This window comes from Polaromonas sp. YR568, from assembly GCF_900116715.1.
Lineage (GTDB): Bacteria > Pseudomonadota > Gammaproteobacteria > Burkholderiales > Burkholderiaceae_C > Polaromonas.
On sequence record NZ_FPBM01000003.1, the window covers coordinates 394,140 to 419,295 of the forward strand.

Sequence of the window (25,156 nt, forward strand, 5' to 3'; positions counted from 1 at the left end):
TGCCGGCCCTGCATTCGCGCGCATGCCGGTGGCGTACAACCGACTTTCAGGGACCGCCCGACCAATGACCTCAGCCTCCAAACCCAAACCTCCTGCCGCCGCCACTGCACCCGGCGCACCCGATTCCAAGATCGCCATGGGCTGGCTGCACACGGCCAAATTCCTGACCACAGCCCCTGAACTCCAGCATCTGCCCCGCATCGACGTCCCGGAAATCGCTTTTGTGGGCCGCTCCAACGCAGGCAAATCCACCTGCATCAACACCCTGACGCAGCAGCACCGGCTGGCTTTTGCCTCCAAAACGCCGGGCCGCACGCAAAGCATCAACCTCTTCAGCCTGGGCAAGCAGGGCGTGACGGATGCTGTACTGGCCGATTTGCCGGGCTATGGCTATGCAGCTGTGCCCAAGGAAGCCAAGTACCGCTGGCAGAAGGTGATGGGCAACTATTTGCAGACCCGCGACAACCTCAAGGCGGTGGTGCTGCTGTGCGACCCGCGCCTGGGACTCACCGAACTCGACGAAATCCTGCTGGACGTGATCCGGCCGCGGGTGGAAGAGGGCCTTAAATTTCTGGTGCTGCTGACCAAGTCCGACAAGCTCAACAAGACCGAGGCGGCCAAGGCGCTGTCCATTGTGCGACTGCAAGCCGGGGGCGGAGACGTCAAACTGTTTTCTTCGCTGAAGCGCCGCGGCGTTGAGGAAGTTGCCCAACATTTGTGGGACTGGGCGCATCCGGCGGAAAAGCCGGCCAAACCCGCAAAACTCACCAAGGCCGCGCCTGAAGAGCCGCCTGAAATCAACGACTGAGGGCTGGCGGCGCTTTCAGCCTCAACCAGAAAGCGTAGCCATGATTGAAACCAGTTTGCAGGCCCTGCCGCACGGCATCACCCTGTCGTGCCGCAGCAGCGGCGCCAAAGGCCGGCCGGTGCTGATGTTTCTGCACGGCTTTCCGGAAGCCGCTTTTGTGTGGGACGGCCTGCTCGAACATTTCGCCAGGCCCGAGAACGGCGGCTACCGCTGCGTGGCGCCCAATCTGCGCGGCTTTGAGCAGTCCAGCGCACCCGCCGAAGCCGCGGCCTACCGGCCCAAACACCTGGTGCAGGACATCGCCGCACTGATTGCGCTGGAGGGCGGCCACCTCGAATGCCTCATCGCGCACGACTGGGGCGGCGCCGTGGCCTGGAACCTGGCTGCCGGCCAGCCCGCGCTGATGAACAAGCTGGCGATCATCAATTCGCCACACCCCGGCACCTTTTTGCGCGAGCTGCAACATTCGCCCGAGCAGCAGGCCGCCAGCGCCTACATGAACTTTTTGATCCGCCCCGACGCCGAAGCCCTGCTGGCCGAAGACGACTTCCGGCGCCTCTGGGAGTTTTTTACCAAGATGGGTGCTGCCGACGGCCCGCACGCCTGGCTGACGGATTCCGTGCGGGAGCAATACCGCGGCATCTGGCGGCAAGGCCTCACGGGCCCCTGCAACTACTACCGTGCCTCTCCGCTGCGCCCTCCCCGGCCCGGCCCGCCGCACAACGACCCGGCCGCGGCGGCCGTGACGATCCCGCGCGAGATGCTGGAAGTCCATCTGCCCACACTGGTGCTGTGGGCCATGGACGACATTGCGCTGCCGGCGTCCCTGCTGGATGGACTGGATGATTACGTGCCGCGCATGGACTTGCGGCGCATTGAAGGCGCCACCCACTGGCTGGTGCATGAACAACCCGCCCTGGTGGCGTCGCATTTGCAGCAGTTTCTGGCCAAACCAGCCTGAAACAAGCCAAAGCCGGGCAACGGGATTGCTATCAATAAAGTAGCTGCTTACACCCGTCTTTAATGGGCCAGAGGCCTAATCAGGCAAGAAAAGCTTGAAATAATCGCTGCTTCGATCCGGGCAATCCGGCTCAATACAGCGACGGCTCGCCCTCGGGCCGCGTCTTGAAGCGTTTGTGCACCCAGTAGTACTGCGCGGGCATGGTGTCGATATAGCCCTGCAAGCGCTCGTTCATGAGCGCGGTGTCGACCACCGGGTCTTCGGTCGGAAAGTCCGCCCATGCCGGGAGCACCTGCACCTCGTAACCCGTGGGCGTGATGCGCGGCACCAGCGGCAACACCTTGGCGCGGCCCAGCTTTGCAAAGCGCGAGAGCGAAGGCACTGTCGCAGTCTGCAAGCCATAGAAAGGCACGAAAACCGAATCGTCGGGACCGAAATCCATGTCGGGCAGCAAATACAGCGGCTGACCCTCGCGCAGCGCCGCCACGATGGGCTTGACGCCGGCGGCCCGGCCAAAAAGGCGCAGGTTGCCAAAGCGGCGGCGGCCGCGCAGTATCCAGCGGTCCACCAGCTTGTTGGACTGGTCGGTGTAGATGGTGGTCGAGGGCCGGGGCATCTGCAGCGCCACGCCCGCCCATGCCGCATCCAGGCCGAAGAAGTGCGGCAGAAAAATCACCGTCGGGTCCGTGCCCTCGAGCTCCTCCACCGCACCGGTCACCCGCACGCGCCGCTGCACCCAGGCCTTGGGCGCATGCCAGAGCCAGGCGCGGTCCAGCCAGGCCTGGGCGAAATAGACGAAGGTCTGCAGCGTGAGCTTGCGCCGCTCATCCGCCGAAAGCTGCGGAAAACAGAGCGCGAAGTTGGTGTTCACCACACGCCGGCGCGAGCCCACTACCCCATACAAGACCCAGCCGAGCACCACGCCCAGGCCGCGCGTCAGGGGCAGCGGCACCAAGGCCAGCACCTGCATGAAGGCAATGCCGCCGCGGGTCACAAGCCGGCTGGCCATCTGGCGAAAAGTCTTCAAAGGGGTGCTTCCTTGCGTGGTGTCTTGTAGCGGGCGTAGCCCCACAGGTATTGGCCCGGCTGGCTCAGCACGATGGCTTCAATCGCCCGGTTGATCTGCGTCACGCCCTGCAGCAGGTCGGCGCGGGGCCTGCCCGAGTCCGAAGGCTCCAGGCCCTCCACAGGCGGCCAGATCTTCAGAAAATAGCCCCGCCCGTGCGGCAGGCGCTCGCAGCTCACCGGCAGCAGCACCGCGCCGCTTTGCAGCGCCAGCCGCGCCGCCAATGTCATGGTGTAGGCCGGCTTGCCGAAAAATGGCGCCCACACGCCCAACCCGTCAGGCGGCACCTGGTCAGTCAGCAGCGCCACCGCCTGGTTGGCTTTGAGGGTTTTGTGCATCAGGCGGATGCCGCTCAGCGACGCCGGCACGACGGTGAGTTGGGCGCGGTCGCGGGCAAGGCGCTCCAGCCGGGCCAGCCAGGCCTTGCGCGCGGGCCGGTAGATGGCGGTGATGGGCCCGTACAGCTCGGCCAGGGCCTGGGGGCCCAGCTCAAAACTGCCGCAGTGAGGGCCAAAGAAAATCACGCCGCGGCCCTGCGCAAAGGCGCTCTCGGCATGGGCCTGGCCTTCCACCCTCACATTGCCCAGGCAGGATTCATCTGCCGGCCGCATCCACAGCTTGGGCAGCTCGGCAATAAATCGCCCGGCTTCGGCAATGGCCGGGCGGGCCACCTCAAACGGCAGCCCGGCCTGCGCCACATGCGCCTTGAACTGTGCGCGGTAGCGCGGGCTCAAAGCCCAGACCAGCCAGCCCAGCGCGCCGCCCGCCGCATGCAGGGCGGCCAGCGGCCAGAGGGACAAAAATCGGAACAACCAGAGCATCAGCGAAATCAAAGGGGTATTGAGGGGCCAATCCGGCCCCAAAGAGGCCGTCTTATAATGAGCGCTGTCGCCGAGTTCCTGAACAACTTGCAGGGCGACATTAAACCAAACTGCTAAAGCGTTCGCCGAAGCATTCCAGCCGGCAACGCGCCGACAAACTTCATGGAGTGTACGCAATGGCGAACGATTTTCTCTTTACATCCGAATCCGTCTCTGAAGGCCATCCCGACAAGGTCGCCGACCAGATTTCCGACGCGATTCTCGATGCGATCTTCAAGCAGGACCCGCGCAGCCGCGTCGCCGCCGAAACCCTGACCAACACCGGCCTGGTCGTGCTGGCCGGCGAGATCACCACCAACGCGCATGTCGACTACATCCAGGTCGCGCGCGACACCATCAAGCGCATCGGCTACGACAACACCGAGTACGGCATCGACTACAAGGGCTGCGCCGTCATGGTCTGCTATGACAAGCAGTCCAACGACATCGCCCAGGGCGTGGACCACGCCTCCGACGACCACCTGAACATCGGCGCCGGCGACCAGGGCCTGATGTTCGGCTACGCCTGCGACGAAACGCCCGAGCTGATGCCCGCGCCCATCTATTACGCGCACCGCCTCGTTGAGCGCCAGGCCCAGCTGCGCAAGGACGGCCGCCTGCCTTTCCTGCGCCCCGACGCCAAGAGCCAGGTGACCATGCGCTACGTGGACGGCAAGCCCCACAGCATCGACACCGTGGTGCTGTCGACCCAGCACAGCCCCGACCAGAGCGAAACCGCCCACAAGATGAAGGCCTCGTTCACCGAAGCCATCATTGAAGAAATCATCAAGCCCGTGCTGCCCAAAGAGTGGCTCAAGGACACCAAGTACCTGATCAACCCGACCGGCCGCTTCGTCATCGGCGGTCCGCAAGGCGATTGCGGCCTGACCGGCCGCAAGATCATCGTCGACACCTACGGCGGCGCCTGCCCGCACGGCGGCGGCGCCTTCAGCGGCAAGGACCCCAGCAAGGTGGACCGTTCCGCAGCCTACGCCGCCCGCTATGTGGCCAAGAACATCGTGGCCGCGGGCCTGGCCCGCCAGTGCCAGATCCAGGTGGCATACGCCATCGGCGTGGCCCGCCCCATGAACGTCACGGTGTACACCGAAGGCACGGGCGTGCTGTCCGACGAGAAACTCTCGGCACTGGTCAACGAACACTTCGACCTGCGCCCCAAGGGCATCATCCAGATGCTGGACCTGCTGCGCCCCATCTACGAAAAGACGGCAGCCTACGGCCACTTCGGCCGCGATGAGCCGGAGTTCACCTGGGAGAAGACAGACAAGGCTGCCACGCTCCGCGCGGCTGCAGGCCTGTAAGGCCGCGAGCAAAGCTCGCTTGTCTGACTTTCAGCGCAGGCTAACTTCGCACCGCGAAGTTAAGGGCCGAAAGGCCCGGTGCCGAAGCTAGACGACGACTCCCCCAAGCGCAGCGTCCTACGCCACAGCCCGCCAAACACCTGCAACACAAAGCCACCTTTGGGTGGCTTTTTTCATGCGTGTTTCAGAAGGTGGCAACTACAATTTTGGGCAGGCTCCCCACCGGGCGGCGGCGCCCCTTTCGCCAACTTTCACGAAAGCTCCCATGCCACGCACTCCTCCCAAAATGGCTGTCAATCTGGCCTGTGCATTGTTTGCCGTGCTCGCCATGATCGGCATCAGCGAGCTGTCGTATGACAAATCCGTGGACGCGATGGACGACATCGCCGAGGCCCACCTGGCGCGCAGCCACGTGCAGCGGCTGCTGCGCGATGTGCTGGACGCCGAAAGCGGCCAGCGGGGCTATCTGCTGTCGGACAACACGGCCTACCTGGAGCCGTACAAGGCGGCTGTTGCCGATATCGGCCAGACACAGGACCAGTTGCGCGATCTGTACATCGTCCGGCCTGAGCAGGTGGGCACCCTGGCAAAGCTGGGGCGTACCGTGCAGCGCAAGCTCGCGGAAATGGATCTGTCCATCCGCATGAAAAATGAAGGCAAGGAAGACGCCTGGCGCTTTGTACTGACCACCGAAGTGGGCAAGGAACAGATGGACGCCATACGCACCGTTGCCGGCGAACTGGTCGAAAACAGCAACCAGCAAACCGCCCACGGCTACGCGGAAGTCCGCCGCTCACTGCTGCTGTCACGCATCGGTATCACGCTGGTGGCAGCCGTGGCGTTTCTGGCCTTCTGGCTGTACCTGCGCCAGACCGCCGCGCTGGGCCAGGCGGGCCAGCGCCAGCAACTGGCTTTGCAGGCCGAGCGCGACTTGCTGGACGCCCAAGTCAGGGACCGCACCGCGCGCCTGACGGAGCTTGCCACCCACCTGCAGCAGATCCGGGAAGAAGAGCGCGCCCACCTGGCGCGCGAGCTGCACGACGAACTGGGCTCGCTGCTCACCGCCGCCAAGCTCGACGTGGCCCGCATCAAGGCAAAACTGGCGGGCGATACAGGCGACCTGCCCTCGCGCATCGAGCACCTGATCAACACGCTGAACAGCGGCATCGCGCTGAAGCGGCGCATCATTGAGGACCTCCGCCCCTCAACCCTCTCCAACCTCGGGCTGGTGCCCACCCTGGAGATACTGACAGGCGAGTTTGGCCAGCGTTCGGGCCTGGAGATCACGGCGAACCTGGAGCCCGCCGAACTGGACGAAACCATTCAGCTGACGATTTACCGGATGATCCAGGAGGCCTTGACCAACATCGCCAAATACGCCGAAGCACGCAACGTGGAGATCAACCTGCTGGGCTACAAGGACCACGTCACCGTGTCGGTACGCGACGACGGCAAGGGCTTTGACCCGCAGGCGGTGGAGCTGTCGGCGCACGGCCTGCAAGGCATGCGCCATCGGGTGGAGGCAGCCGGCGGCCGCCTGGACATCAATACGGCCAGCGGCACCACCATCACGGCCACATTGCCCTTGACCGTGCTTCGCAAGGCGGCGCCGCAGCCCTGACCCGGGCTTGCGCCCGAGACGCGCCGTGCTGGCTCAGCCGCGTGCCTCAGCCGCGTGTGTAAGGGCTCTTCCCGACGTGTGGGGTATTGCCCAGCTCTTCAGAAGGCGCGTTGTCGGCCTTGGGCTGGGCAATGGTCTTGTTCGTTCCCTCTTTGCCGTATTTTTCGGAAGATTCCCCGGAAAATGCCGTCTCTGATGGAGGGGCCGGCGCTTTCTTGCGGCCACTCCCATCATTCCCGCTATTTCCATTGCCCTTAAGGTCAAGACGTTTTTTTGCGCTCATTTGTGTGTCCCCGGCGCCTTCAACCATCAGGTGACGAAGCTGCTGCCGCCCGGGGCGGCAAATGCAGGCAGCGAATCCCGCGAAGCACCCGGTGCGCGGGGGCCCTCGTCAACCACGATAAAAGGCCAGACACCACGAGACTTTGCTGTTTCCACAACAGGCTCGCGCACAGGGCGCGAGGATCGAATATCTTGCAGGTGCGGGGGAAAGCTGTCTAAAAACATGGCGGCGCCGAATTTGAGTGACCGGGTTTTGACTGTAGGGTTGCGCCCAGACGCCAGGCGTCAGCCGGATAGGAAAGGCGTGTAGGACAAGCCCGAATCAGACCGGTATTTCCCGGATTTCCGCGCTTTTTGCCTGTCAGGCGGCAAGGCAGGCCATCAGGCTCTCGTAATCCACGGGCTTGACCAGGTGGTGGTTGAACCCCGCCAGGCTGGCGAGGGTTTTGTCCGTCGTCTGGCCCCAGCCCGTGAGGGCGATGAGCACCATCTTTTCACTGGCCGGCTGCTGCCGGATGAGGCGCGCTGCGTCGTATCCGTTCATGCCGGGCATCCCGATATCCATGACGACGACATCCGGCCTGTGGGCCATGGCGGCGGCAACTGCCGCCACGCCGTCGTACGCCGTCGTCACGGCAAACCCGTCCATGCCCAGCAAAGCCCCCAGCGTATTGGCCGCATCCACGTTGTCGTCCACCACCAGGATTTTTTTGGCATTGACAGTGGGCGCCGGGCCGCCCGCCTGCACAGGCGGCGCCAGTTGCCCATCCTTCAGGACTACCGGTAGCGCCAGGACAAACTCGCTCCCATGGCCCAGGCCTTCGCTGCTGGCATGAAGCGTGCCGCCGTGCATCTCGGCAAACTGCCTGGCCAGGCTGAGGCCAATCCCCAGGCCGGTCGGCGCCTCGCCAGGCACAGGCGTCTGGGCAAACAGATCAAAAATCTTCGCCAGCGAAGACGGTTCCAGCCCGATGCCGTTATCGGCCACACGGAAAGTCACCATCGGCCCCATGACTTCCGCGCTCAGCACGATATGCCCTCCCGGGGGCGTGAACTTGGCGGCATTGACCAGCAGATTGGCCACGCTTTGCACCAGGCGTGCGTGATCGGCATCGAGCAGGTAGGGCGCGTCCGGCTCATGCACATCCAGCCGGTGCTGCTTGCTCTCCATGGCGGAGCCTGAAATCTCCACGGCGTGGTTGACCACCGATTGCAGCGTGATCTGCCCCTTTTTGAGGGTGACTTTGCCGCTGGTAATGCGCGCTACGTCCAGCAAGTCGTCCACCAGCCGCGTCAGGTGGGCCACCTGGCGATCCACCACATTGCGCACCTGGGTGATCTGGTCGGCATCCGGGTAAAGGTGCTTGAGGATGCCCATGGACGTGCGGATAGGCGCCAGCGGGTTGCGCAGCTCATGCGCCAGCGTGGCGAGGAATTCATCTTTGCGCTTGTCGGCATCGCGAACCTGGTATTGCCTCTCGCGCGCCCGCACGGCCGAGCGGGTGGCGGTGATCAGCGCAATGGTGCGCACCGGCCGCTCCACCAGCGTCACATTGCCCAGGTGCTCAACCGCCCGCTGCACATCCAGCGAATCGGCGCCGCTGCGCGTCAGCAGCAGGATGGGGATGTCCGACCAGGTGGGTTGGGAGGCCACGTATTCGGCCAGCGGCCGCATGTCCTTGCCGCTGACCACCTCTTCCACCAGCAGCAGGGCGCCGGCGCCCAGCGGCAATTGCCTCATGAGTTCGTCGCTGTCAGCGCACACAATGCTGTGGATGCCCACCGACTGCAGCACTTTGGCAGTCAGCGCCCCATCACGCCCAGTGGGCGCGCAAATGACGATTCGCCGCTCCACCTATTTCGCTCCGCGGGAGGCGCTCAGTTCGGGGTCACTGCCGATATAGACGGGCACGCCTGTCAGGATGCCGCGGAAGCCGCGCAGCGGCGCGCCCACGTGAATGCCCTTGCGGGACATCGAAAACTCTCGAATGGTGCGCTCATGCAGGCTGCCGCGCTTTTTAAACACCGACACCGCCTGCTTGACCTCGCCGTCGTGCTCGAAGTAGCGCAGCATGAGCACGTTGTCAGCCAGGTAGCTGGCATCCACCGAGGTGGACATGTTGCCGCCCAGCATGCCCTGCTGGACGCCCACCAGGATGGTCACCACACCGCGCTGGCCAAGGTAGGTAAGCAACTCGTGCAAGTGGGTTGCCAGAAAGCGCTCATCCGGCATGGCGTTGAGGTAGCCGTTGATGCTGTCGATGACGATGACCTTGCAGCCCCGGTCGGCCGCCCGACACACCACGGAGGCAAATTCCCCGGGCGACAACTCGGCCGGGTCAATCTGCTGGATGCTCAGCACGCCGGTTTCATAGGGTTCGCGGATTTTCATGCCCAGGCCGTCCGCGCGGTTCAGCAAATTGTTGGCGGCCTCTTCAAACAAAAACATCGCGCTGGACTGCCCGCGCTCTGCGGCGGCGGTGACGAACTGGGCGGCCAGCGAGGACTTGCCGGTGCCCGGAGGTCCGGCAATCAGCGTGCTGGTGCCCTCTTCCAGGCCGCCGCCCAGCAGCGTGTCGAGTTCGCCGAGGCCGCTTTTGAGTTGCACCCGTTTACCCATCACCCGCGACTCGGCCGCCACCAGGCGCGGGTACACGCACAGGCCGCCGTACTGGATGTCGTAGTCGTGCATGCCGCCGCGAAAGGCGATACCGCGGTACTTCACCACGCGCACACGCCGCCGCTCGGCGCCGTAGTCCTTCACGGACTGGTCCAGCGTGATCACACCATGGGCAATCGAGCGCACCTGAAGGTCGATGCCGGCGGCCGTGCGGTCGTCCAGCAGCATCACGGTGCAAGAGCGGCTGGCGAAGAACTGCTTGAGCGCCAGCACCTGGCGGCGATAGCGCAGCGGCGTGTCGGCCAGCAGTTGCAGCTCCGACAGGGAGTCAATCACCACCCGGGTGGGTTTGTGCTTTTCGATCACCGACAGGATCATTTGTGTGGTGGTGCCCATTTCCACTTCCGACGGGTGGAACATGGTGTATTCCGCCTCGGGCATCAGCAGGTTTTCAGAAGGAAGCACTTCATGGATGTGAATCCCCTCCATCTCCCAGCCGTGGGATTTGGCGACGCCGGTCAGCTCAGCGGCCGTTTCGGCCAGCGTGATGTAGACGACGGACTCGCCTTGCCTGGCCCCTTCCAGCAGAAACTGCAGGCCGGTGGTGGTCTTGCCGGTGCCCGGCTCACCTTCGATCAGGTAGATGCGGTCCTTGATGAGGCCGCCGCCCAGGATGTTGTCCAGGCCTGAAATACCGGTTGAAAGAAAAAGGAGCTCGGTTGTTGTCTTGGAGGTCATGGTTACAGGGATGCGGTTGTGAGCCAACATGGCCGGGAAAGAACAACCCGCAACACCCCGTTAAAGAACGAAGCGGCTTGTAACACCTGGATAAATAGTAGCCAGCGCGCCCCAAATTTCCTGGTTTGCGACGCCTGCGTTGTGCGTAGGACAAGACGCCGTCTGGAAGTCCACAAGCGGTGGGGCCGGCCCCCAGATCCCTTCAAAACAGCCGGGAAAAGCACCAAAACAGGGGTTTCAGCCAGGCCACCTTGAAAACAGGCCTGATTGCCTCTATGATTAGCACTCGATGGTATTGAGTGCTAACAAGCCTTCATCAATCCACCAAAGTTAACAAGCACCCACTTTTACGCGGGTGCTTTTTGATTCCCAAAACCCAGTGTTCTCAAACAAGGAGCTCTCATGAAACTTCGTCCTTTGCACGACCGCGTGATCGTCAAACGCGTGGAAAACGAAACCAAAACCGCTTCCGGCATCGTCATTCCTGACAGCGCCGCCGAAAAGCCTGATCAAGGCGAAGTGCTGGCCGTTGGCCCCGGCAAGAAGAACGACAAGGGCGAACTCAGCCCCGTGGGCGTGAAAGTGGGCGACCGCGTGCTGTTCGGCAAATACAGCGGCCAGACCGTCAAGGTCGACGGCGACGAACTGCTCGTCATGAAAGAAGAAGACCTGTTTGCCGTGGTCGAGAAGTAATTCTTCACCGCCTCAAACCCCTCATTAACTGAATCTGGAGAATTAAACATGGCAGCAAAAGACGTCATTTTCGGCGGCGAAGCCCGCGCACGCATGGTCGAGGGTGTGAACATCCTGGCCAACGCCGTCAAGGTAACCCTGGGCCCCAAAGGCCGTAACGTGGTTCTGGAGCGCTCGTTCGGCGCCCCCACGGTGACCAAGGACGGTGTGTCCGTCGCCAAGGAAATCGAACTGAAGGACAAGCTGCAGAACATGGGCGCGCAGATGGTCAAGGAAGTCGCTTCCAAGACCTCCGACAACGCCGGCGACGGCACCACCACCGCCACCGTTCTGGCTCAAGCCATCGTCCGTGAAGGCATGAAGTACGTGGCCGCCGGCATGAACCCGATGGACCTGAAGCGCGGTATCGACAAGGCCGTGCTGGCCCTGACCGAAGAGCTGAAGAAGGCTTCCAAGCCCACCACCACGTCCAAGGAAATCGCCCAGGTCGGCTCGATCTCGGCCAACTCCGACGAATCCATCGGCAAGATCATTGCCGACGCGATGGACAAGGTTGGTAAAGAAGGCGTGATCACCGTGGAAGACGGCAAGTCCCTGCAAAACGAACTCGACGTCGTTGAAGGCATGCAGTTCGACCGCGGCTACCTCTCCCCTTACTTCATCAACAACCCTGAAAAGCAGTCCGCACTGCTGGACAACCCCTTTGTTCTGCTCTACGACAAGAAGATCAGCAACATCCGTGACCTGCTGCCTACCCTGGAGCAAGTCGCCAAGGCCGGCCGTCCGCTGCTGATCATTGCCGAAGAAGTCGAAGGCGAAGCCCTGGCAACTCTGGTGGTGAACACCCTGCGCGGCATCCTGAAGGTTGTGGCTGTGAAGGCTCCTGGCTTCGGCGACCGCCGCAAGGCCATGCTGGAAGACATCGCCACCCTGACCGGCGGCAAGGTCATCGCTGAAGAAGTCGGCATGTCGCTCGAAAAAGTGACGCTGGCCGACCTCGGCCAGGCCAAGCGTATCGAAGTGGGCAAGGAAAACACCATCATCATCGACGGCTCCGGCGCCGCTGCCGACATCGAAGCCCGCGTCAAGCAAGTGCGCGTGCAGATCGAAGAAGCAACCAGCGACTACGACCGTGAAAAACTGCAAGAGCGCGTGGCCAAGCTGGCCGGCGGTGTTGCCGTGATCAAGGTTGGCGCTGCCACCGAAGTCGAAATGAAGGAAAAGAAAGCCCGCGTGGAAGACGCACTGCACGCCACCCGCGCTGCCGTGGAAGAAGGCATTGTGGCCGGCGGCGGCGTCGCCCTGCTGCGCGCCAAGCAGGCTGCCGGCACCATCAAGGGTGACAACCCTGACCAGGATGCCGGTATCAAGCTGGTGCTGCGCGCCATTGAAGCCCCCCTGCGCGAAATCGTTTACAACGCAGGCGGCGAAGCCTCTGTGGTGGTCAACGCGGTTCTCGGCGGCAAGGGCAACTACGGCTTCAATGCAGCCAACGACACCTACGGCGACATGATCGAAATGGGTATCCTGGATCCCACGAAGGTCACCCGCACCGCACTGCAGAACGCAGCCTCCGTCGCATCCCTGATGCTGACGACCGAAGCCATGATTGCTGAAGCTCCGAAGGACGAAGCAGCTGGCGGCGGCGGCATGCCAGGCGGCATGGGTGGTATGGGCGGCATGGGCGACATGGGCATGTAATCAGCCCCTGGCGCAGCCCGGAACTCCGGGCTCCCAACAAAAACCCCGCAAGGCGCAAGCCCTGCGGGGTTTTATTTTTAGGCCGGGGGCATTGCGGCGGGCGTCAGATTCCGAAGTCCAGAAAGTCGCGTTGATGGACCAGGCCGCGTGCAAGTTGCCTGATGAGCTCCACCATCATTTCGTCTTCAGTTTTCGGCAAAGGCCCGGAAGAAGCGGGCGCGAAAAATTCGATCATGCCGTCGATGTCCAGGTCGCCCGCGAAATACAGGCGGCGGACCATGCTGCACAGCGCAAACGGCAGAAAATCCTGCTGCCGTCCATCGATGGTGGTGGCCGTCAGGCCGTCCAGGCGCGGCGTGGCCAGGAAAGGAACCACCACACGCGCGTCCAGCGCTTTGCTTTCGATCAGGTTGCGAAAAAGAATGTCCAGCGTGCCCGGCGGCCCCCTGTCCAGCGTCTGCTGCAGTATGGGGCCGAGTTTTTCTTTTCCCCGGGGTGTCACGAGGTAGGCTGACGCGCCCCAGCAATAGGCGCCGGATGCTTCCCCAAGGCCAACCTGCGGAGCGTGGCGCTGCTGCGATTCAGGATTGCCGGCGGAACGCGGATTCGGCATTCCGCGCTTGACCTCCCAATAACGCAGAAGCAGATCGTTGAAATTGATATACAGCTGACAGTCAAAAAAAACCAGGTCGAGTTCTGCGAGGATTTTCAGATTCTCCGGCGACAACATACCGGCAAGGCTGTCGCTGACCTGCATGTCGTCTTCAAAGATCAGGGTAACGCTGTCGGGAGGCGTCTGCGTGATGAGCATCTGGTGCGACAGAAATGCGCCATAGGCCGCCATGGGAATCTTGCAAGCGGGTGGCTGGCTGAGCGTGCGCGCATCCACCGCCGCAAAGCGCTCCACAAAACCAAGTTTGCGGGCGTCCAGCTCGGCGCGCATCTGTTTGGCACGTTCAGGGCTTCTGTCCAGGTTGATGAAGAAGCCGTTGAGCGTATGCATACTGAAAAAGTATACCGGCCTGGAGGGGGCGGTCGAATCGCAGGGAGTGCATGTGCCCACCTTGCGCCCCTGCGCGCGTTCGAGACGCCATAAAAAAACCCGCAAAGCGCGAGCCATGCGGGGTCTTTCGAAGCGGCTTGAATTAAGCGGCAGGCGCCTTGTCGTGCTGGTTGCTGCCTTCGGCCGAGGGCTGCGCCCACCAGTAAATCAGCACCAGCAGGCCAATCACCGTGATCACAATAAGTTGCCACCAGCCGCTCTTGCCGATGTCGTGGAGGCGGCGGGCGCCAACTGCCAGCGCGGGCAACAGCAGGGCCAGGCTGACCAGCGAGCTGACCATGTCGCCCAGGAAGGACGCCACGATGGACACCAGGATCTGGAACAGAAAGAACCACCAGAACTCAGGGCGGGCGGCACGACCGGAAAAATCTGCGTATTTGCCCAGGCAAACAGAAATGGCTTGGCCGAAATTCATATTTTCTCCTCCTCAGGATTCAGACGGGGCGGATTCCCCGCGCCATGATAATGCGTCGGCCCTACCGGGGCTACCGCAGCCACCAGACGTGCGCCCGCCCGGTCACGTCAAAAGCAATAGAAAAGCGTTACTTTTCAAGGCCAGACCTAGCCTAAAAAACCACACCATGACACGTTTGCGACGCAAGGCCACCGCAGCCGCGGCCCTTGTCGCTAATATGAAACTCCCTCGACCCTCCGGATGGTTCAGTCCCTGAAAGCACCGGCGCCCCCCGTTGCAGATCCGGCCGCGACGACCCAGCGGTGCGACGGCAAGCCGGCTTCGTTATCGTCCGCCATGACAAATTCAAAACAACTCTATGTTGCGGCCGCACTTCTTGCCCTGACCGCCCAGGCGCTTGCGCAACAGGCAGGCACCTGGTCCATCGCGGCCGGCGTCACACGCATTGCGCCGTCGGTGGACAGCGGCAGCCTTTCATCCCCCACGGGTGTGGGCGTGATACAGGATGCCAAAGTGGATGTCGCCAGCGACACCCGGCTGACGGCCGCCGTGGGCTACATGCTCACGGACCATATCAATTTGCACCTGCCGCTGGGCCTGGGCTTCCGGCACGACGTCTTCGGTGCGGGCATTCTGGCCGGTGTGGGCAAGGTGGCAGACACCCGGGCCCTGCCGATCACGCTGGTGGCCCAATACCGCTTCATGGAGGCGGGCGCCAAATTTCGGCCCTATCTGGGCGCGGGCCTGACTTATGTGCGGTTCTACAAGGAGCGCGGCAGCACCATGCTGACTGCGCTCACCAATCCAGGCGGCCCACCCACCGGCGTGTCCTTTCAGTCCAAGCTGACGCCCACTTTGCAAGTGGGTGCCGTGCTGAACCTGAATGCGAAATGGTTTCTGGAAGGCAGCTATGCCAAGACATTTTTGAAAACCCGCGGCACGCTGAGCACCGGCCAGACGATAGACGTGGGGCTGGACCCCGACTGTTTCACCCTGCAACTGGGATACAGGTTTTGATGAGCACTGCAGGTGGTACTACTTGTGTGCAACAGCCGAAGCTGGCACTAACTTGAGCGGCCCGTAGAAGGCCTGCAGCTGGCCTTCGTTCTTTTCACCTTCGGTAAAGACCGCGAAGCTCAGCAAGGCGCCCGGATCTTCGCCAAAAGCCTGGCGGTAGTCGGCGCGGATATCGCGCTCATAACTGCGCCATTCGTTGTAACCGTGGTCGCCCGAGTCGACAACGATCTTGCGGATGCGGTCGGTGCGGTCGTTGACGACGACCTCACCGGGCTGGTTGACCCGCGACCATGAATAAACCAGTGTTGCGAACGGCATTTCTTCGCCGGTGAGCAAGCGGCTCAGCTCCGACAGCATGGCATTTTTCATCGACAGCCGCGAACGGTCGCCTTCGAACGCAAGCACCACCCGCACCGGCACATCATCGAGTTGCGGCAGCGCGAGATTGGCGCCCACGCTTGGGTTAGGAACATTCCAGGAAAAGCGCACCAGACCCAGCTGATCCGGCTCGATACGGTGGCGATGGCGCAGGATGCTGCCGGAAGCCTCGGCCTTCGCGAGCACCGCATCACGGCCTTCGTGGCGCACATAGCTGTAGTTGGCCGGCTGCTTGCCCGGCACACGGAATATCTCCCACTTGAGGTCGTCGGGCTGGAGTGCTCCGGCTTTGGGCGGCGCCGACATCTCGGCCCAGGCGGTGCCGGTCACGCCTTCCGCCACACCCAGCGTGCCGCCCTGGCTGGACGGCTCTTCGGTGTCGGCATCGTCATCAACAGGTGGGCGGGTTGCGCAACCTGTGACCAGCATCAGCGCAAGAAGCCCTGCGGCGAGCGTCGAAAAACGAGGAAAAACTCGGTAAGGCGGTGCGGGTGAAGACATGATGCGAAGTCGTCGAAGAATCGGTCAGGCGGCAAGTTGATCACGGAAGCGCGCGGCCCCGCAATGGAAAAACGCACAGTTTTGCGCTAATTAGCCGGTAATTTTGCGCAGCAAGCCGGCCGTCGAGCCGTCGAGGCCGGAGGCGTCTTTGCTTTGCAGGCGCGGCTCAATGTCTTTGGCCAGCACCTTGCCGAGCTCCACGCCCCACTGGTCAAAACTGTTGATGCCCCAGATCGCGCCGCTCACAAACACGCGGTGTTCTTGCAATGCAATCAGCGCCCCCAGGCTGGCGGGTGTGAGTTGCTCCAGCAACAAGAAGGTGCTGGGCCGGTTGCCGGTGAAATGTTTGTGGCCACCCACATCTTCCTTACCCCTCATGAGAGCTTGTGCCTGAGCCAACGCGTTGGCCAGCAGCTTGTCATGGTGGTCCGGCAGCGTGTGCCCGGCCTTTTTGACGGCGACAAACTCCACGGGCACCACTGATGTGCCTTGATGCAGCATCTGGAAGTAAGCGTGCTGGCCGTTGGTGCCGGGCTCACCCCACAGCACGGGCGACGTGTCATAGGGCAAAGGCCGGCCCTGGGCATCGACGCGCTTGCCGTTGCTTTCCATTTCAAGCTGCTGCAGGTAAGCGGGCAAGCGCCGCAGCGCGCTGCTGTAAGGCGCGATGCTGCGGCTGGTAAAGCCGTAGAAGTTGCGGTACCAGACATCAAGCAGGCCCAGGCGCACCGGCAGGTTGTGCGCCAGCGGGGCCGTGCGGAAATGCTCGTCCATGGCGTGGGCGCCCGCCAGCAGTTCACGAAAAGCGTGGGCGCCTATGGCAATGGCCAGCGGCAGGCCGATGGCCGACCAGAGCGAATAGCGCCCACCCACCCAGTCCCAGAAACCGAAGGTCGTCTTGATACCAAATTCGTTGGCGGCGGCCACATTGGTGGTCAGCGCGGCAAAATGCCGGCCCACATCCGTGCCGCCTTCTGCCTCAAACCAGCGGCGCGCCGAATGCGCGTTGGTCATGGTCTCGGTGGTGGTGAAGGTCTTGGAGGCAATCAGGAACAGCGTGCCCTTCGGTTTGAGTCCCTTGAGCACGCCGGCCAACTCGCTGCCGTCGACATTGGAGACAAAGTGAATGCGCTTGCCGGTGGTGGCGAATTCATCCAGCGCCAGCACCGCCATCTGTGGCCCCAAGTCGGAGCCGCCTATGCCGATGTTGACGATGTCGGTGATGGCCGCGTCGGCGCGCACCTGCTCGGCGTAGGCCAGCATGGCGTCCAGGGTTTCGTGCACCCGAACCAAATCGCCCGCTATCTTTTCAGTAGCTGTTTGCGCTTGTCCCTTCTGGGCTGCAGCCGGATTTCGCAGTAGCCAATGCATCACGGCACGGTCTTCGGTGCCGTTGATATGCTCGCCGGCAAACATGGCGTCGCGGTGCTGCTCAAGCCGGCACTGCACGGCCAGGTCCAGCAGCAGCGCCTGGCTGGTAGTGTCGATCAGGTTTTTCGACAGGTCGGCAAAGACGTGGGGCGCGTCCTGGCTGAAGCTGGCGAAGCGGCCAGGGTCTGCGGCAAACGCCTCGCGCAGGTCAAAGGTTTTGCCATGGGTATTGAAGCAGCTCTGCAGCGCCGCCCAGGCCGGGGTTTCGTCGCAACGCAATCGGGTCATGGCGGTTGAAACCTCAGGCTGCCAGCATGAGTTGCTCAAGCTTCACCGCATCGGCCGCGAAAGCGCGAATGCCCTCAGCCAGCTTTTCAGTGGCCATGGCGTCTTCGTTGAGCGCATAACGGAAACCCGCTTCATCGAAGTTGACTGCGGGCAAATCCAGCGCGGCTGCGGCCTTGGCGTCAAGCGCACGCGACAGTGGTGCATCGGAAGCGTCCAGCTGCGCCAGCAGCTCGGGGCTGATGGTCAGCAAATCACAGCCGGCCAGCGCGGTGATCTGGCCCACATTGCGAAAGCTCGCACCCATCACTTCGGTGGCGATGCCGAAGTGTTTGTAATGGTTGTAGATCTCGCGCACCGACTTCACGCCGGGGTCGTTGGCGCCGGCCATGGCGGCTTCGTCCCAGGCCGCGCCGGCTGATTTTTTGTACCAGTCGTAGATGCGGCCCACAAAAGGCGAGATCAGCTGCACCTTGGCCTGGCCACACGCCACGGCCTGCGCGAACGAGAACAGCAAAGTGAGATTGGTGTGGATGCCGCGCAGCTCGAGCTTTTCGGCCGCCTGAATGCCTTCCCAGGTGGCAGCGACCTTGATCAGCACGCGGTCGATGTGGATGCCTTCGGCCTGGTAGAGCTCGACGATGCGTTCGCCGCGCGTGTAGGTGGCATTGGCGTCAAAGCTCAGGCGGGCGTCGACTTCAGTCGACACGCGGCCCGGGATGATGGACAGGATTTCGCAGCCGAAGCGCACCAGCAGGCGGTCCATGATTTCGTCGAGCTGCCGGCCCTTGAAGCGGGCGACCGTGTCTTTCAGCAGCGGCTGGTAGTCGGGCTTTTGCACCGCCTTGAGGATCAGCGACGGGTTGGTCGTGGCGTCCTGCGGCTTGAACTGCCCCAGTTGCTTGAAGTCGCCGGTGTCGGCGACCACGGTGGTGAACTGCTTCAGGGCGTCAAGTTGAGTCATGGCGGATGTAAAGACGTGGAGTTGGAACGCGGAGTTGTCAGGATGAAACACCTTGGGGCGCCCTGGATGCCTGCATCTCCCGGGCCGGGTATCGAGTTACCATTATGCCCATAGAATATGAAACTTAATTACCAAGACATTTTTTTACCATGAGTTTTGACCTCATCCTGTTTGGCGGTACCGGCGACCTGGTGTGGCGCAAGATCATGCCGGCCCTGTTCCAGGCCTTTCGCCATGGCTCGCTGCCGGCCGGCGGGCGCATCGTGGGCGTGGCGCGCGACGATTTGTCTGACGATCAGTACCGCGCGCTCATCAAGTCCCGGTTTGACAACGTCGAGCTGGCCAAGCGGCCGAGCGAAGAGGAGTTCTCGCGCTTTGCGGCCATGCTGGGCTACCTGCGCATGGATTTGTCCAACCCGGCCGACTACGCGGGCCTGGCCGCCAGGCTGCAGCAGCGGCCCGCCGACGTGGTAGTGATGTATGTAGCGACGGCGCCCAGCCTCTTCACCGTCGTGTGCGAGCAGATCGCCGCCGCCGGCCTCAACGGCCCGCAAACGCGCGTGGTGCTGGAAAAGCCGCTGGGCCACGACCTGGCCTCCAACCGCGCCATCAACAAAACGGTGCGCAGCGTGCTCAGCGAGCAGCAGATCTTTCGCATCGACCACTACCTGGGCAAGCCTTCGGTGCAAAACCTGTTTGCGCTGCGCTTCGGCAATTCGCTGTTTGAGCCGCTGTGGCGCCGCGAAACCATCGCGAATATCCAGATCACCATCGCCGAAGACCTGGGCGTGGAAAAACGCGGTGCGTTTTACGACAACACCGGCGCGCTACGCGACATGGTGCAAAACCACGCCCTGCAGCTGCTGTGCGCCATCGGCATGGAGCCGCCCATCAACTCGCATGCCGACGCCATCCGCGACGAAAAGCTCAAGGTGCTGCGCTCACTGAAAGCCTGGACGCCGGAAACGCTGAGCCAGCATGTGGTGCGCGGCCAGTACGCGGCCGGCAACATCGACGGCGAGGCCGTGCCCGCCTACCGCGACGAAAAAGGCGTGAACCCGGAAAGCACGACGGAGACCTTTGTGGCGCTGCGCACCGAGATCGCCAACTGGCGCTGGGCCGGCGTGCCGTTTTACATCCGCACCGGCAAGCGCCTGGCCGGCCGCGACGCGCATATCGAGGTCAACTTCCGCCCCGCGCCGCATGCGATTTTCAAGACATCGCTGGCCGGCTCCAATGTGGCCAACCGGCTGGTGATCAATCTGCAGCCCAAGGACGGCCTGGAGCTGCACCTGCTGGCACAAGGCGCCGACCAGCGCACGGGCGGCCGCAACACGCCTTCGCTGGCGCCCGTGCAGCTGGACCTGGACTTCGACAAACGCTTTGGCTCTGAGCGTGTGGGCGCTTATGAGCGGCTGCTGCTGGATGTGATTGATGGGCGGCTGAATCTTTTTGTGCGCAGCGACGAGCAGGAAGAGGCCTGGCGCTGGGTTGAACCCATTCTGGACAGCTGGAGCAGCCAGGCCAGCGCGCCGCGGCCGTATGCCGCCGGGACGTGGGGGCCAAGTGCTGCCAGCGCGATGATCGCAAGAGACGGCTACTGCTGGTCAGAAGAATGTTAGCCCCCACGCTTTTCGCTACGCGTAATGCGCTGCCCCCCGAGGGGGCCGCTGCGCCTGCGGTCTGGCAAAGCCAGTCCCGCGGCCCCTGCTGGTTGGGAGAAACGCCAGGCGCTACAGGAGACATGTCCAATGCTTGACCGAATCAAGGCTTCCCTCCCCTCTCTTGCCCCCGCCGAACAACGTGTCGGCCGCCTGGTGCTGTCCGATCCGCGCTCATTTGCGAATTTGCCGATCACGGAACTGGCAAGCCGCTCACATGTGAGCAAGCCGACTGTGGTGCGGTTTTGCCGCAGCATGGGCTATGACGGCCTGTCGGACTTCAAACTCAAGCTGGCGGGCAGTGTGAGTGAGGGCGTACCTTTCATCCATCGCAGCGTGGACGCCGATGACAAAACCGGCGACGTGATGGTCAAGGTGATCGACAACACGGTGGCGGCGTTTTTGAAGTACCGCAACGATGCGAGTTCGGTGGCTGTCGAGCGGGCCGCCGATGCGCTGCTGCACACCTACAACACCGGCAAGCGCATTGAGTTTTTCGGCGTGGGCAATTCGGGCATCGTGGCGCAGGACGCACAGCACAAGTTCTTCCGGCTGGGCATTACCAGCATTGCCTACAGCGACGGCCACATGCAGGTCATGAGCGCGTCGCTGCTGGGGCCGGGTGACTGCGTCGTGGTGATTTCCAATTCGGGCCGCACACGCGACCTGATGGACGCCTGCGACATCGCCCGCAAAAACGGCGCGACCACCATCGTGATCACCGTCACCGGCTCGCCGCTGGCCGCGGCCGGCAACATCCACCTGGCGGCCGACCACCCCGAGGGCTATGACCGCTACAGCCCCATGGTGTCGCGCCTGATGCATTTGATGATCATCGACATCCTGGCGACCTGTGTGGCGCTGCGCATCGGCAGCAAGCTGCAGCCGCTGCTCAAGGAAATGAAAAACAACCTGCGCAACAAGCGCTATGCCTGAAGTGGCGGCCGCCCCTTTGCGCGGGGCGCCCATTTCTTAACAGCACATCGGGCTGCAGCGCAATGAAGACGGGCGCAAGCAGCTACCAAATCAATAGCAAAGCTATTTTCACGCCAGAGGCAGCGAACGCTCCACAATACCCGCGAACAGTGCCGAGCCCAGCGGCAACACGCTGTCGTTGAAGTCATAGCAGCTGTTGTGCAGGAAACGGCTGCCCACACCACCGACAGTGCCGCCCTTGCCGTCGGGCAATTGCTCACCCTGGCCCAGGCGAAGGTAGGCGCCGGGTTTGACCCTGAGCATGAAGGAGAAGTCCTCCGAGCCCATGCTGGGTTCGAGGTTGCGCACCACGTTTTCCGCGCCTACCAGCTGGTCGGCCACCGCGGTGGCCAGCGTGTACTCGGCCGGTGAATTGATGGTGGCGGGGTAGATGCGTTCGTACTTCACGGTGGCCGTGGCGCCAAAACCCTGGGCAACTGCGGAGCACAACTCCTTCAGCCGCCGCTCGACGAGGTCCTGCACTTCGGGCTTGAAGGTACGCACGGTGCCCACCAGCATGGCGGTTTCGGGTACCACGCTCATGGCGCCCAGCTCGCCCGCCCGGACGGCGCAGATGCTGATCACGGCGTTGTCCATGGCCTTCACGTTGCGCGACACGATGCTTTGCACAGCGGTGATGATGTGAGCGGCCACCAGCACCGGATCCACCGTCAGGTAGGCATGCGCGCCATGGCCGCCCTTGCCAGTGATCTCGATGGTGATGCGGTCGGCCGCGGCCATCATGGGGCCGGGGTTGATGCCTATGGTGCCGGGCCGCATGGCGGGCCAGTTGTGCATGGCGTATATGGCCTCTACCGGAAAGCGCTCAAACAGCCCATCCTTGATCATCGCGTCGGCGCCGCCGCGGCCTTCTTCCGCCGGCTGAAACACCAGCACGGCATCGCCGGCAAAGTTGCGCGTCTCGGCCAGGTAGCGCGCTGCGCCTACCAGCATGGTGGTGTGGCCGTCGTGGCCGCAGCCGTGCATCAGCCCGGCCTTGGAGGACTTCCAGCCGAATTCGTTGTGCTCGGTCATGGGCAATGCATCCATGTCGGCCCTCAAGCCCACCATCGGCCTCACGCCTGAGCTGCCCATGGGTTTGCCGGGCTGCTGGCCCTTGATGACCGCGACCACGCCGGTCTTGCCAACACCGGTGTGCACCTCATCAACACCACAGAGCTTGAGCGCATGCACAACGCGGCTGGAGGTGTAGACCTCTTCAAAACCGAGTTCGGGGTGGGCGTGCAGGTCACGCCGGAAGGCGGTCAGCTCGGGGTGGAATTGCGCGATTTGCGCAAAGGCGCGGCCGGAGGCACGCAGCGGAGCCGGGTGACCAGCGCCACTGGCATTTTCTGCTTCGGCAAGTTCGGTAGATGAAGCGCCCGGAAGGCTCGAAAGGCTGGAGGTGGTGGCCGGAGCACGCATGTCAATAAAGTCCTGAGTTCAACTGATTCAGCTCAACCAAATACTAGTCCTGAAGGAATAGGGGAGCAAATTCAGGGGTCTGCAAGGCCTGCACCGAGACTGCCGTCTGGGTCTGGCTTGCGATCATCGGGTGCGGTTTTTTGATGAAGGTGACCGGGCCATACCAGGCCTTGGCCTGCTGCCGCGTGTTATCGGAGTCCGTCATGATGGCAATGCCGACGAGCGCACCCGGCGCCTCGCCGAATGCTTTTTCATAGTCGGCTCGGACATCGCGTTCGTAGTCCAGCCAGCGGCCAAGTCGCGCGGGCCCGGACTCAAGGACCAGCTTGCGGATGCGGTCAGTGCGGGGGTTGATGATCACGCTCTCAGGGACGCTGTGTGTGCCCCACACATACATGAGGGTCGCATAGGGCAAGGGCTCGCCCGTCAATGCCAGCGCCAGCTCGGACAGCATGGCATTCTTGGCAGAGAACTTCGAGCGGTCGCCCTCAAAGGCCAACACCACGCGTACTGGCGAATCGTCGCTGTCGCGCTGGGTCATGTCGGCGCCGGAAATCATCTTCGGCACTTTCCAGGAGAAGCTGAGCCTGTCGAGGCCCGCCGGCTCAATGCGAAGGGTTTGCCGCAGCATGCTGGCTGAACTGTCGGATTCGCTGAGGACGGCATCGCGTCCGTCAAGCCGCACAGCGCGGTAACGCGTGGATTTTTTACCCGGAAATGCGCAGTGCAGCCATTTGACAGCTTCTGCAGCTTCGCTTCCGGTTGAGTTCGGGTTTGGGTTGACAGGCGCAGCGGAGGCCCAGTTCACATCCTGGCCGTCCGTGCGTTCAGTCGTCTCCATGCCCGCACACCCTACAAACAGCGGCAGGCAGCAAACGGTCATCAGGGGACGCAAGGCATTCAGGGAAAAACAAAAAAAAGGCAGTTTCATCAGAAAGGCGTGGACTCGCGAGGAAGGAAAAGATGGGCGGCGGCTTTGGACACCTGAAACAATTGGCTGACACAAGGCAAGGCGCTATACAACTCAACGCATCGCGCGCCAAAAGGTTTCAGAAACCCGCTCGATCTTTGCCATAAAAAAAGCCACCCCGGGTTTCCCCGAGGCGGCTTTTGGATTCTCATAAGAAACTGGCGTTAGGCCAGCTTCAAATTAGAACGTGTGGCGAATACCAGCTGCGTACGTGGTGGTACGGGTGATGTTGCTCAGAGGAGCGAGAGCCATGGTGTTGCTAGCAACATTCTCATAGTTCTTCGTGCTCACAGCACCAACGTACAGGGTCGAACGCTTGCTCAGAGAGTACAGAGCCTGGACGCCCCAGCCAGTGCTGGAACCCAGATCGTCACCCTTGGAGCGTGCATAGCCAGCGCTCAGGGTCGTAGCGCCGAGAGGCACTGCAACGCTCAAGCTGTACTCTTTTTGTGCGCCCAGTTCGTGAGCAGCGGTAGGAACACCGTTTGCGCCGAAGGTGGTGATGACGTCCTTGAACTTGGCGCGGTTGGCACCGAAGCCGACTTTGGCAACGCCGAAGTCATAAGAAACGTTCAGCAGCGTGTTGACCAGAGCAGGCTTGGTCGTGGCGGTGCGTGCAGCGCCTTCAGATTGGTAGCCGCCGGAGATCAGCAGAGGACCATTTGCGTAACGCAGGTTAGCGGAAACCGTGTTGCTTGCGCTCACAGCTGCGGTCTTGTCTTCGCCGAAGGCGTACATGAACGAGCCGGTGAAGCCACCGAAGTTAGGCGAAACGTACTTGATGCTGTTGTTGAAACGGGTGTTGAAACCAACCCAGGTCACGTGAGCGCCAGAGCCGTTGCCGTTGTGGTTCAGCAGAACAGCGTTACCAGCCAGCGTGCCGATAGCAGCAGCTTGAGCGGTGGAGAAGCCGTTGTTGGTGTTCGAAGGATCGAACAGGGTAGCAGCCATCATGGCGTGGTCAGCAGACACGTCATCATAGGAGCTGGAGTTACGGCCGATGGTCACAGCGCCGAAGCCGCTGGAGATACCCACGTTGGCGCGACGGCCAAACAGCAGGCCGCCTTGAGCGGAAGAACCAGCGTCAAGGTTGATACCGCTTTCGAGGTTACCGATGACAGCCATGCCGCCGCCGATGTCTTCGCTGAAGCGAATGCCCCAACGCGAACCGTTCAGGCCGCCGGAGTCAATTTTGGCTTGGGAGAGGCCAGAGATCGTAGCGCCGGTGACCTGGTTGGTCTTGTAGCTACCGATGTTGGCGTCGAGCAGACCGTAGATGGTCACGGTCGACTGAGCTTGTGCTGCACCAGCCATCGCGCCGAGTGCGGCCAAAGCGATAAGGGTCTTTTTCATTGAGAGTTTCTCCAAGGTTAAACATAGGGCTCCGGCACGGGGACCACTTCGGACTTGCATCTTCGTGGTTCCACCAGAGACCCGGGCCAACCCCCTTTCGGGAAGTTGG

At 62.5% G+C, this 25,156-nt stretch carries 22 protein-coding genes; 9 read left to right on the forward strand and 13 right to left on the reverse strand.

The annotated features are described in order from the left end of the window. Positions 1–64: 64 nt before the first annotated feature. On the forward strand, positions 65–808 hold the full coding sequence (gene yihA / locus BM408_RS09365) for a ribosome biogenesis GTP-binding protein YihA/YsxC (RefSeq protein WP_092129252.1): 744 nt from the start codon (positions 65–67) through the stop codon (positions 806–808). A gap of 40 nt (positions 809–848) precedes the next feature. After that, entirely contained in the window at positions 849–1,769 is a 921-nt protein-coding gene (locus BM408_RS09370) for an alpha/beta fold hydrolase (RefSeq protein ID WP_092129254.1), read from the forward strand. Between the two features lie 130 nt (positions 1,770–1,899). Here BM408_RS09370 and BM408_RS09375 read toward each other — a convergent pair whose 3' ends face one another. Beyond that, positions 1,900–2,796, reverse strand: coding sequence for a lysophospholipid acyltransferase family protein (locus tag BM408_RS09375; protein ID WP_254774751.1), 897 nt, complete (start codon positions 2,794–2,796; stop codon positions 1,900–1,902). Beyond that, positions 2,793–3,656, reverse strand: coding sequence for a lysophospholipid acyltransferase family protein (locus tag BM408_RS09380; RefSeq protein WP_092129542.1), 864 nt, complete (start codon positions 3,654–3,656; stop codon positions 2,793–2,795). Before BM408_RS09380 ends, BM408_RS09375 begins: the two co-directional genes overlap by 4 nt. Positions 3,657–3,832: 176 nt before the next feature. Between BM408_RS09380 and metK the strand changes: the two genes are divergently transcribed. Both metK and BM408_RS09390 read left to right on the forward strand, forming a co-directional pair. Further along, positions 3,833–5,014: a methionine adenosyltransferase gene (gene metK, locus BM408_RS09385; protein WP_092129256.1), complete on the forward strand. Its 1,182-nt coding sequence runs from the start codon at positions 3,833–3,835 to the stop codon at positions 5,012–5,014. A 265-nt stretch (positions 5,015–5,279) separates the two neighbouring features. Next, a complete protein-coding gene (locus BM408_RS09390; protein ID WP_254774752.1) occupies positions 5,280–6,635 on the forward strand; it encodes a sensor histidine kinase in 1,356 nt (451 codons plus the stop codon). Positions 6,636–6,681: 46 nt separating this feature from the next. Here the strand turns inward: BM408_RS09390 and BM408_RS22715 are convergent, their stop codons facing one another. From BM408_RS22715 to BM408_RS09400, 3 genes are all read right to left on the reverse strand, one after another. Further along, a complete protein-coding gene (locus BM408_RS22715) occupies positions 6,682–6,918 on the reverse strand; it encodes a hypothetical protein (protein WP_139237326.1) in 237 nt (78 codons plus the stop codon). A 360-nt stretch (positions 6,919–7,278) separates the two neighbouring features. Then, on the reverse strand, positions 7,279–8,772 hold the full coding sequence (locus tag BM408_RS09395; RefSeq protein ID WP_092129260.1) for a hybrid sensor histidine kinase/response regulator: 1,494 nt from the start codon (positions 8,770–8,772) through the stop codon (positions 7,279–7,281). Continuing rightward, the gene (locus BM408_RS09400; RefSeq protein WP_092129262.1) at positions 8,773–10,275 is read right to left on the reverse strand and encodes an ATPase domain-containing protein; all 1,503 of its coding nucleotides are present in this window, start codon (positions 10,273–10,275) and stop codon (positions 8,773–8,775) included. A 402-nt stretch (positions 10,276–10,677) separates the two neighbouring features. Between BM408_RS09400 and BM408_RS09405 the strand changes: the two genes are divergently transcribed. Both BM408_RS09405 and groL read left to right on the forward strand, forming a co-directional pair. Beyond that, positions 10,678–10,968, forward strand: a complete 291-nt coding sequence (locus BM408_RS09405; protein ID WP_007872916.1) for a co-chaperone GroES — start codon at positions 10,678–10,680, stop codon at positions 10,966–10,968. Positions 10,969–11,016: 48 nt separating this feature from the next. Continuing rightward, on the forward strand, positions 11,017–12,669 hold the full coding sequence (gene groL / locus BM408_RS09410; RefSeq protein ID WP_092129264.1) for a chaperonin GroEL: 1,653 nt from the start codon (positions 11,017–11,019) through the stop codon (positions 12,667–12,669). Positions 12,670–12,772: 103 nt separating this feature from the next. Here the strand turns inward: groL and BM408_RS09415 are convergent, their stop codons facing one another. Next, entirely contained in the window at positions 12,773–13,672 is a 900-nt protein-coding gene (locus BM408_RS09415; protein WP_092129266.1) for a glycosyltransferase family 25 protein, read from the reverse strand. Positions 13,673–13,814: 142 nt separating this feature from the next. Beyond that, the gene (locus BM408_RS09420; protein ID WP_092129268.1) at positions 13,815–14,147 is read right to left on the reverse strand and encodes a DUF805 domain-containing protein; all 333 of its coding nucleotides are present in this window, start codon (positions 14,145–14,147) and stop codon (positions 13,815–13,817) included. Between the two features lie 336 nt (positions 14,148–14,483). Between BM408_RS09420 and BM408_RS09425 the strand changes: the two genes are divergently transcribed. Next, the gene (locus BM408_RS09425; protein WP_092129270.1) at positions 14,484–15,164 is read left to right on the forward strand and encodes an OmpW/AlkL family protein; all 681 of its coding nucleotides are present in this window, start codon (positions 14,484–14,486) and stop codon (positions 15,162–15,164) included. A gap of 18 nt (positions 15,165–15,182) precedes the next feature. Here the strand turns inward: BM408_RS09425 and BM408_RS09430 are convergent, their stop codons facing one another. The 3 genes from BM408_RS09430 to tal form a co-directional block, all read right to left on the reverse strand. Beyond that, positions 15,183–16,043, reverse strand: coding sequence for a DUF3047 domain-containing protein (locus BM408_RS09430; RefSeq protein ID WP_092129272.1), 861 nt, complete (start codon positions 16,041–16,043; stop codon positions 15,183–15,185). A gap of 90 nt (positions 16,044–16,133) precedes the next feature. Beyond that, a complete protein-coding gene (gene pgi / locus BM408_RS09435) occupies positions 16,134–17,702 on the reverse strand; it encodes a glucose-6-phosphate isomerase (RefSeq protein ID WP_092129273.1) in 1,569 nt (522 codons plus the stop codon). Positions 17,703–17,715: 13 nt separating this feature from the next. After that, positions 17,716–18,663: a transaldolase gene (tal, locus tag BM408_RS09440; RefSeq protein WP_092129275.1), complete on the reverse strand. Its 948-nt coding sequence runs from the start codon at positions 18,661–18,663 to the stop codon at positions 17,716–17,718. Between the two features lie 149 nt (positions 18,664–18,812). On the opposite strand from tal, the gene zwf reads away from it, so the two are divergent. Both zwf and BM408_RS09450 read left to right on the forward strand, forming a co-directional pair. Next, entirely contained in the window at positions 18,813–20,285 is a 1,473-nt protein-coding gene (zwf, locus tag BM408_RS09445; protein WP_092129277.1) for a glucose-6-phosphate dehydrogenase, read from the forward strand. A 129-nt stretch (positions 20,286–20,414) separates the two neighbouring features. Then, positions 20,415–21,260 carry a MurR/RpiR family transcriptional regulator gene (locus BM408_RS09450; RefSeq protein ID WP_092129279.1) on the forward strand — a complete coding sequence of 282 codons (846 nt, stop codon included), beginning with the start codon at positions 20,415–20,417 and terminating at the stop codon, positions 21,258–21,260. A 108-nt stretch (positions 21,261–21,368) separates the two neighbouring features. Here BM408_RS09450 and BM408_RS09455 read toward each other — a convergent pair whose 3' ends face one another. The 3 genes from BM408_RS09455 to BM408_RS09465 form a co-directional block, all read right to left on the reverse strand. Further along, positions 21,369–22,724: a M20 aminoacylase family protein gene (locus BM408_RS09455; RefSeq protein WP_254774753.1), complete on the reverse strand. Its 1,356-nt coding sequence runs from the start codon at positions 22,722–22,724 to the stop codon at positions 21,369–21,371. Positions 22,725–22,767: 43 nt separating this feature from the next. After that, complete coding sequence (locus tag BM408_RS09460; RefSeq protein ID WP_175541738.1) at positions 22,768–23,565, reverse strand: DUF3047 domain-containing protein; 798 nt, start codon at positions 23,563–23,565, stop codon at positions 22,768–22,770. Between the two features lie 309 nt (positions 23,566–23,874). After that, entirely contained in the window at positions 23,875–25,047 is a 1,173-nt protein-coding gene (locus BM408_RS09465; protein WP_092129283.1) for a porin, read from the reverse strand. Positions 25,048–25,156 lie beyond the last annotated feature (109 nt).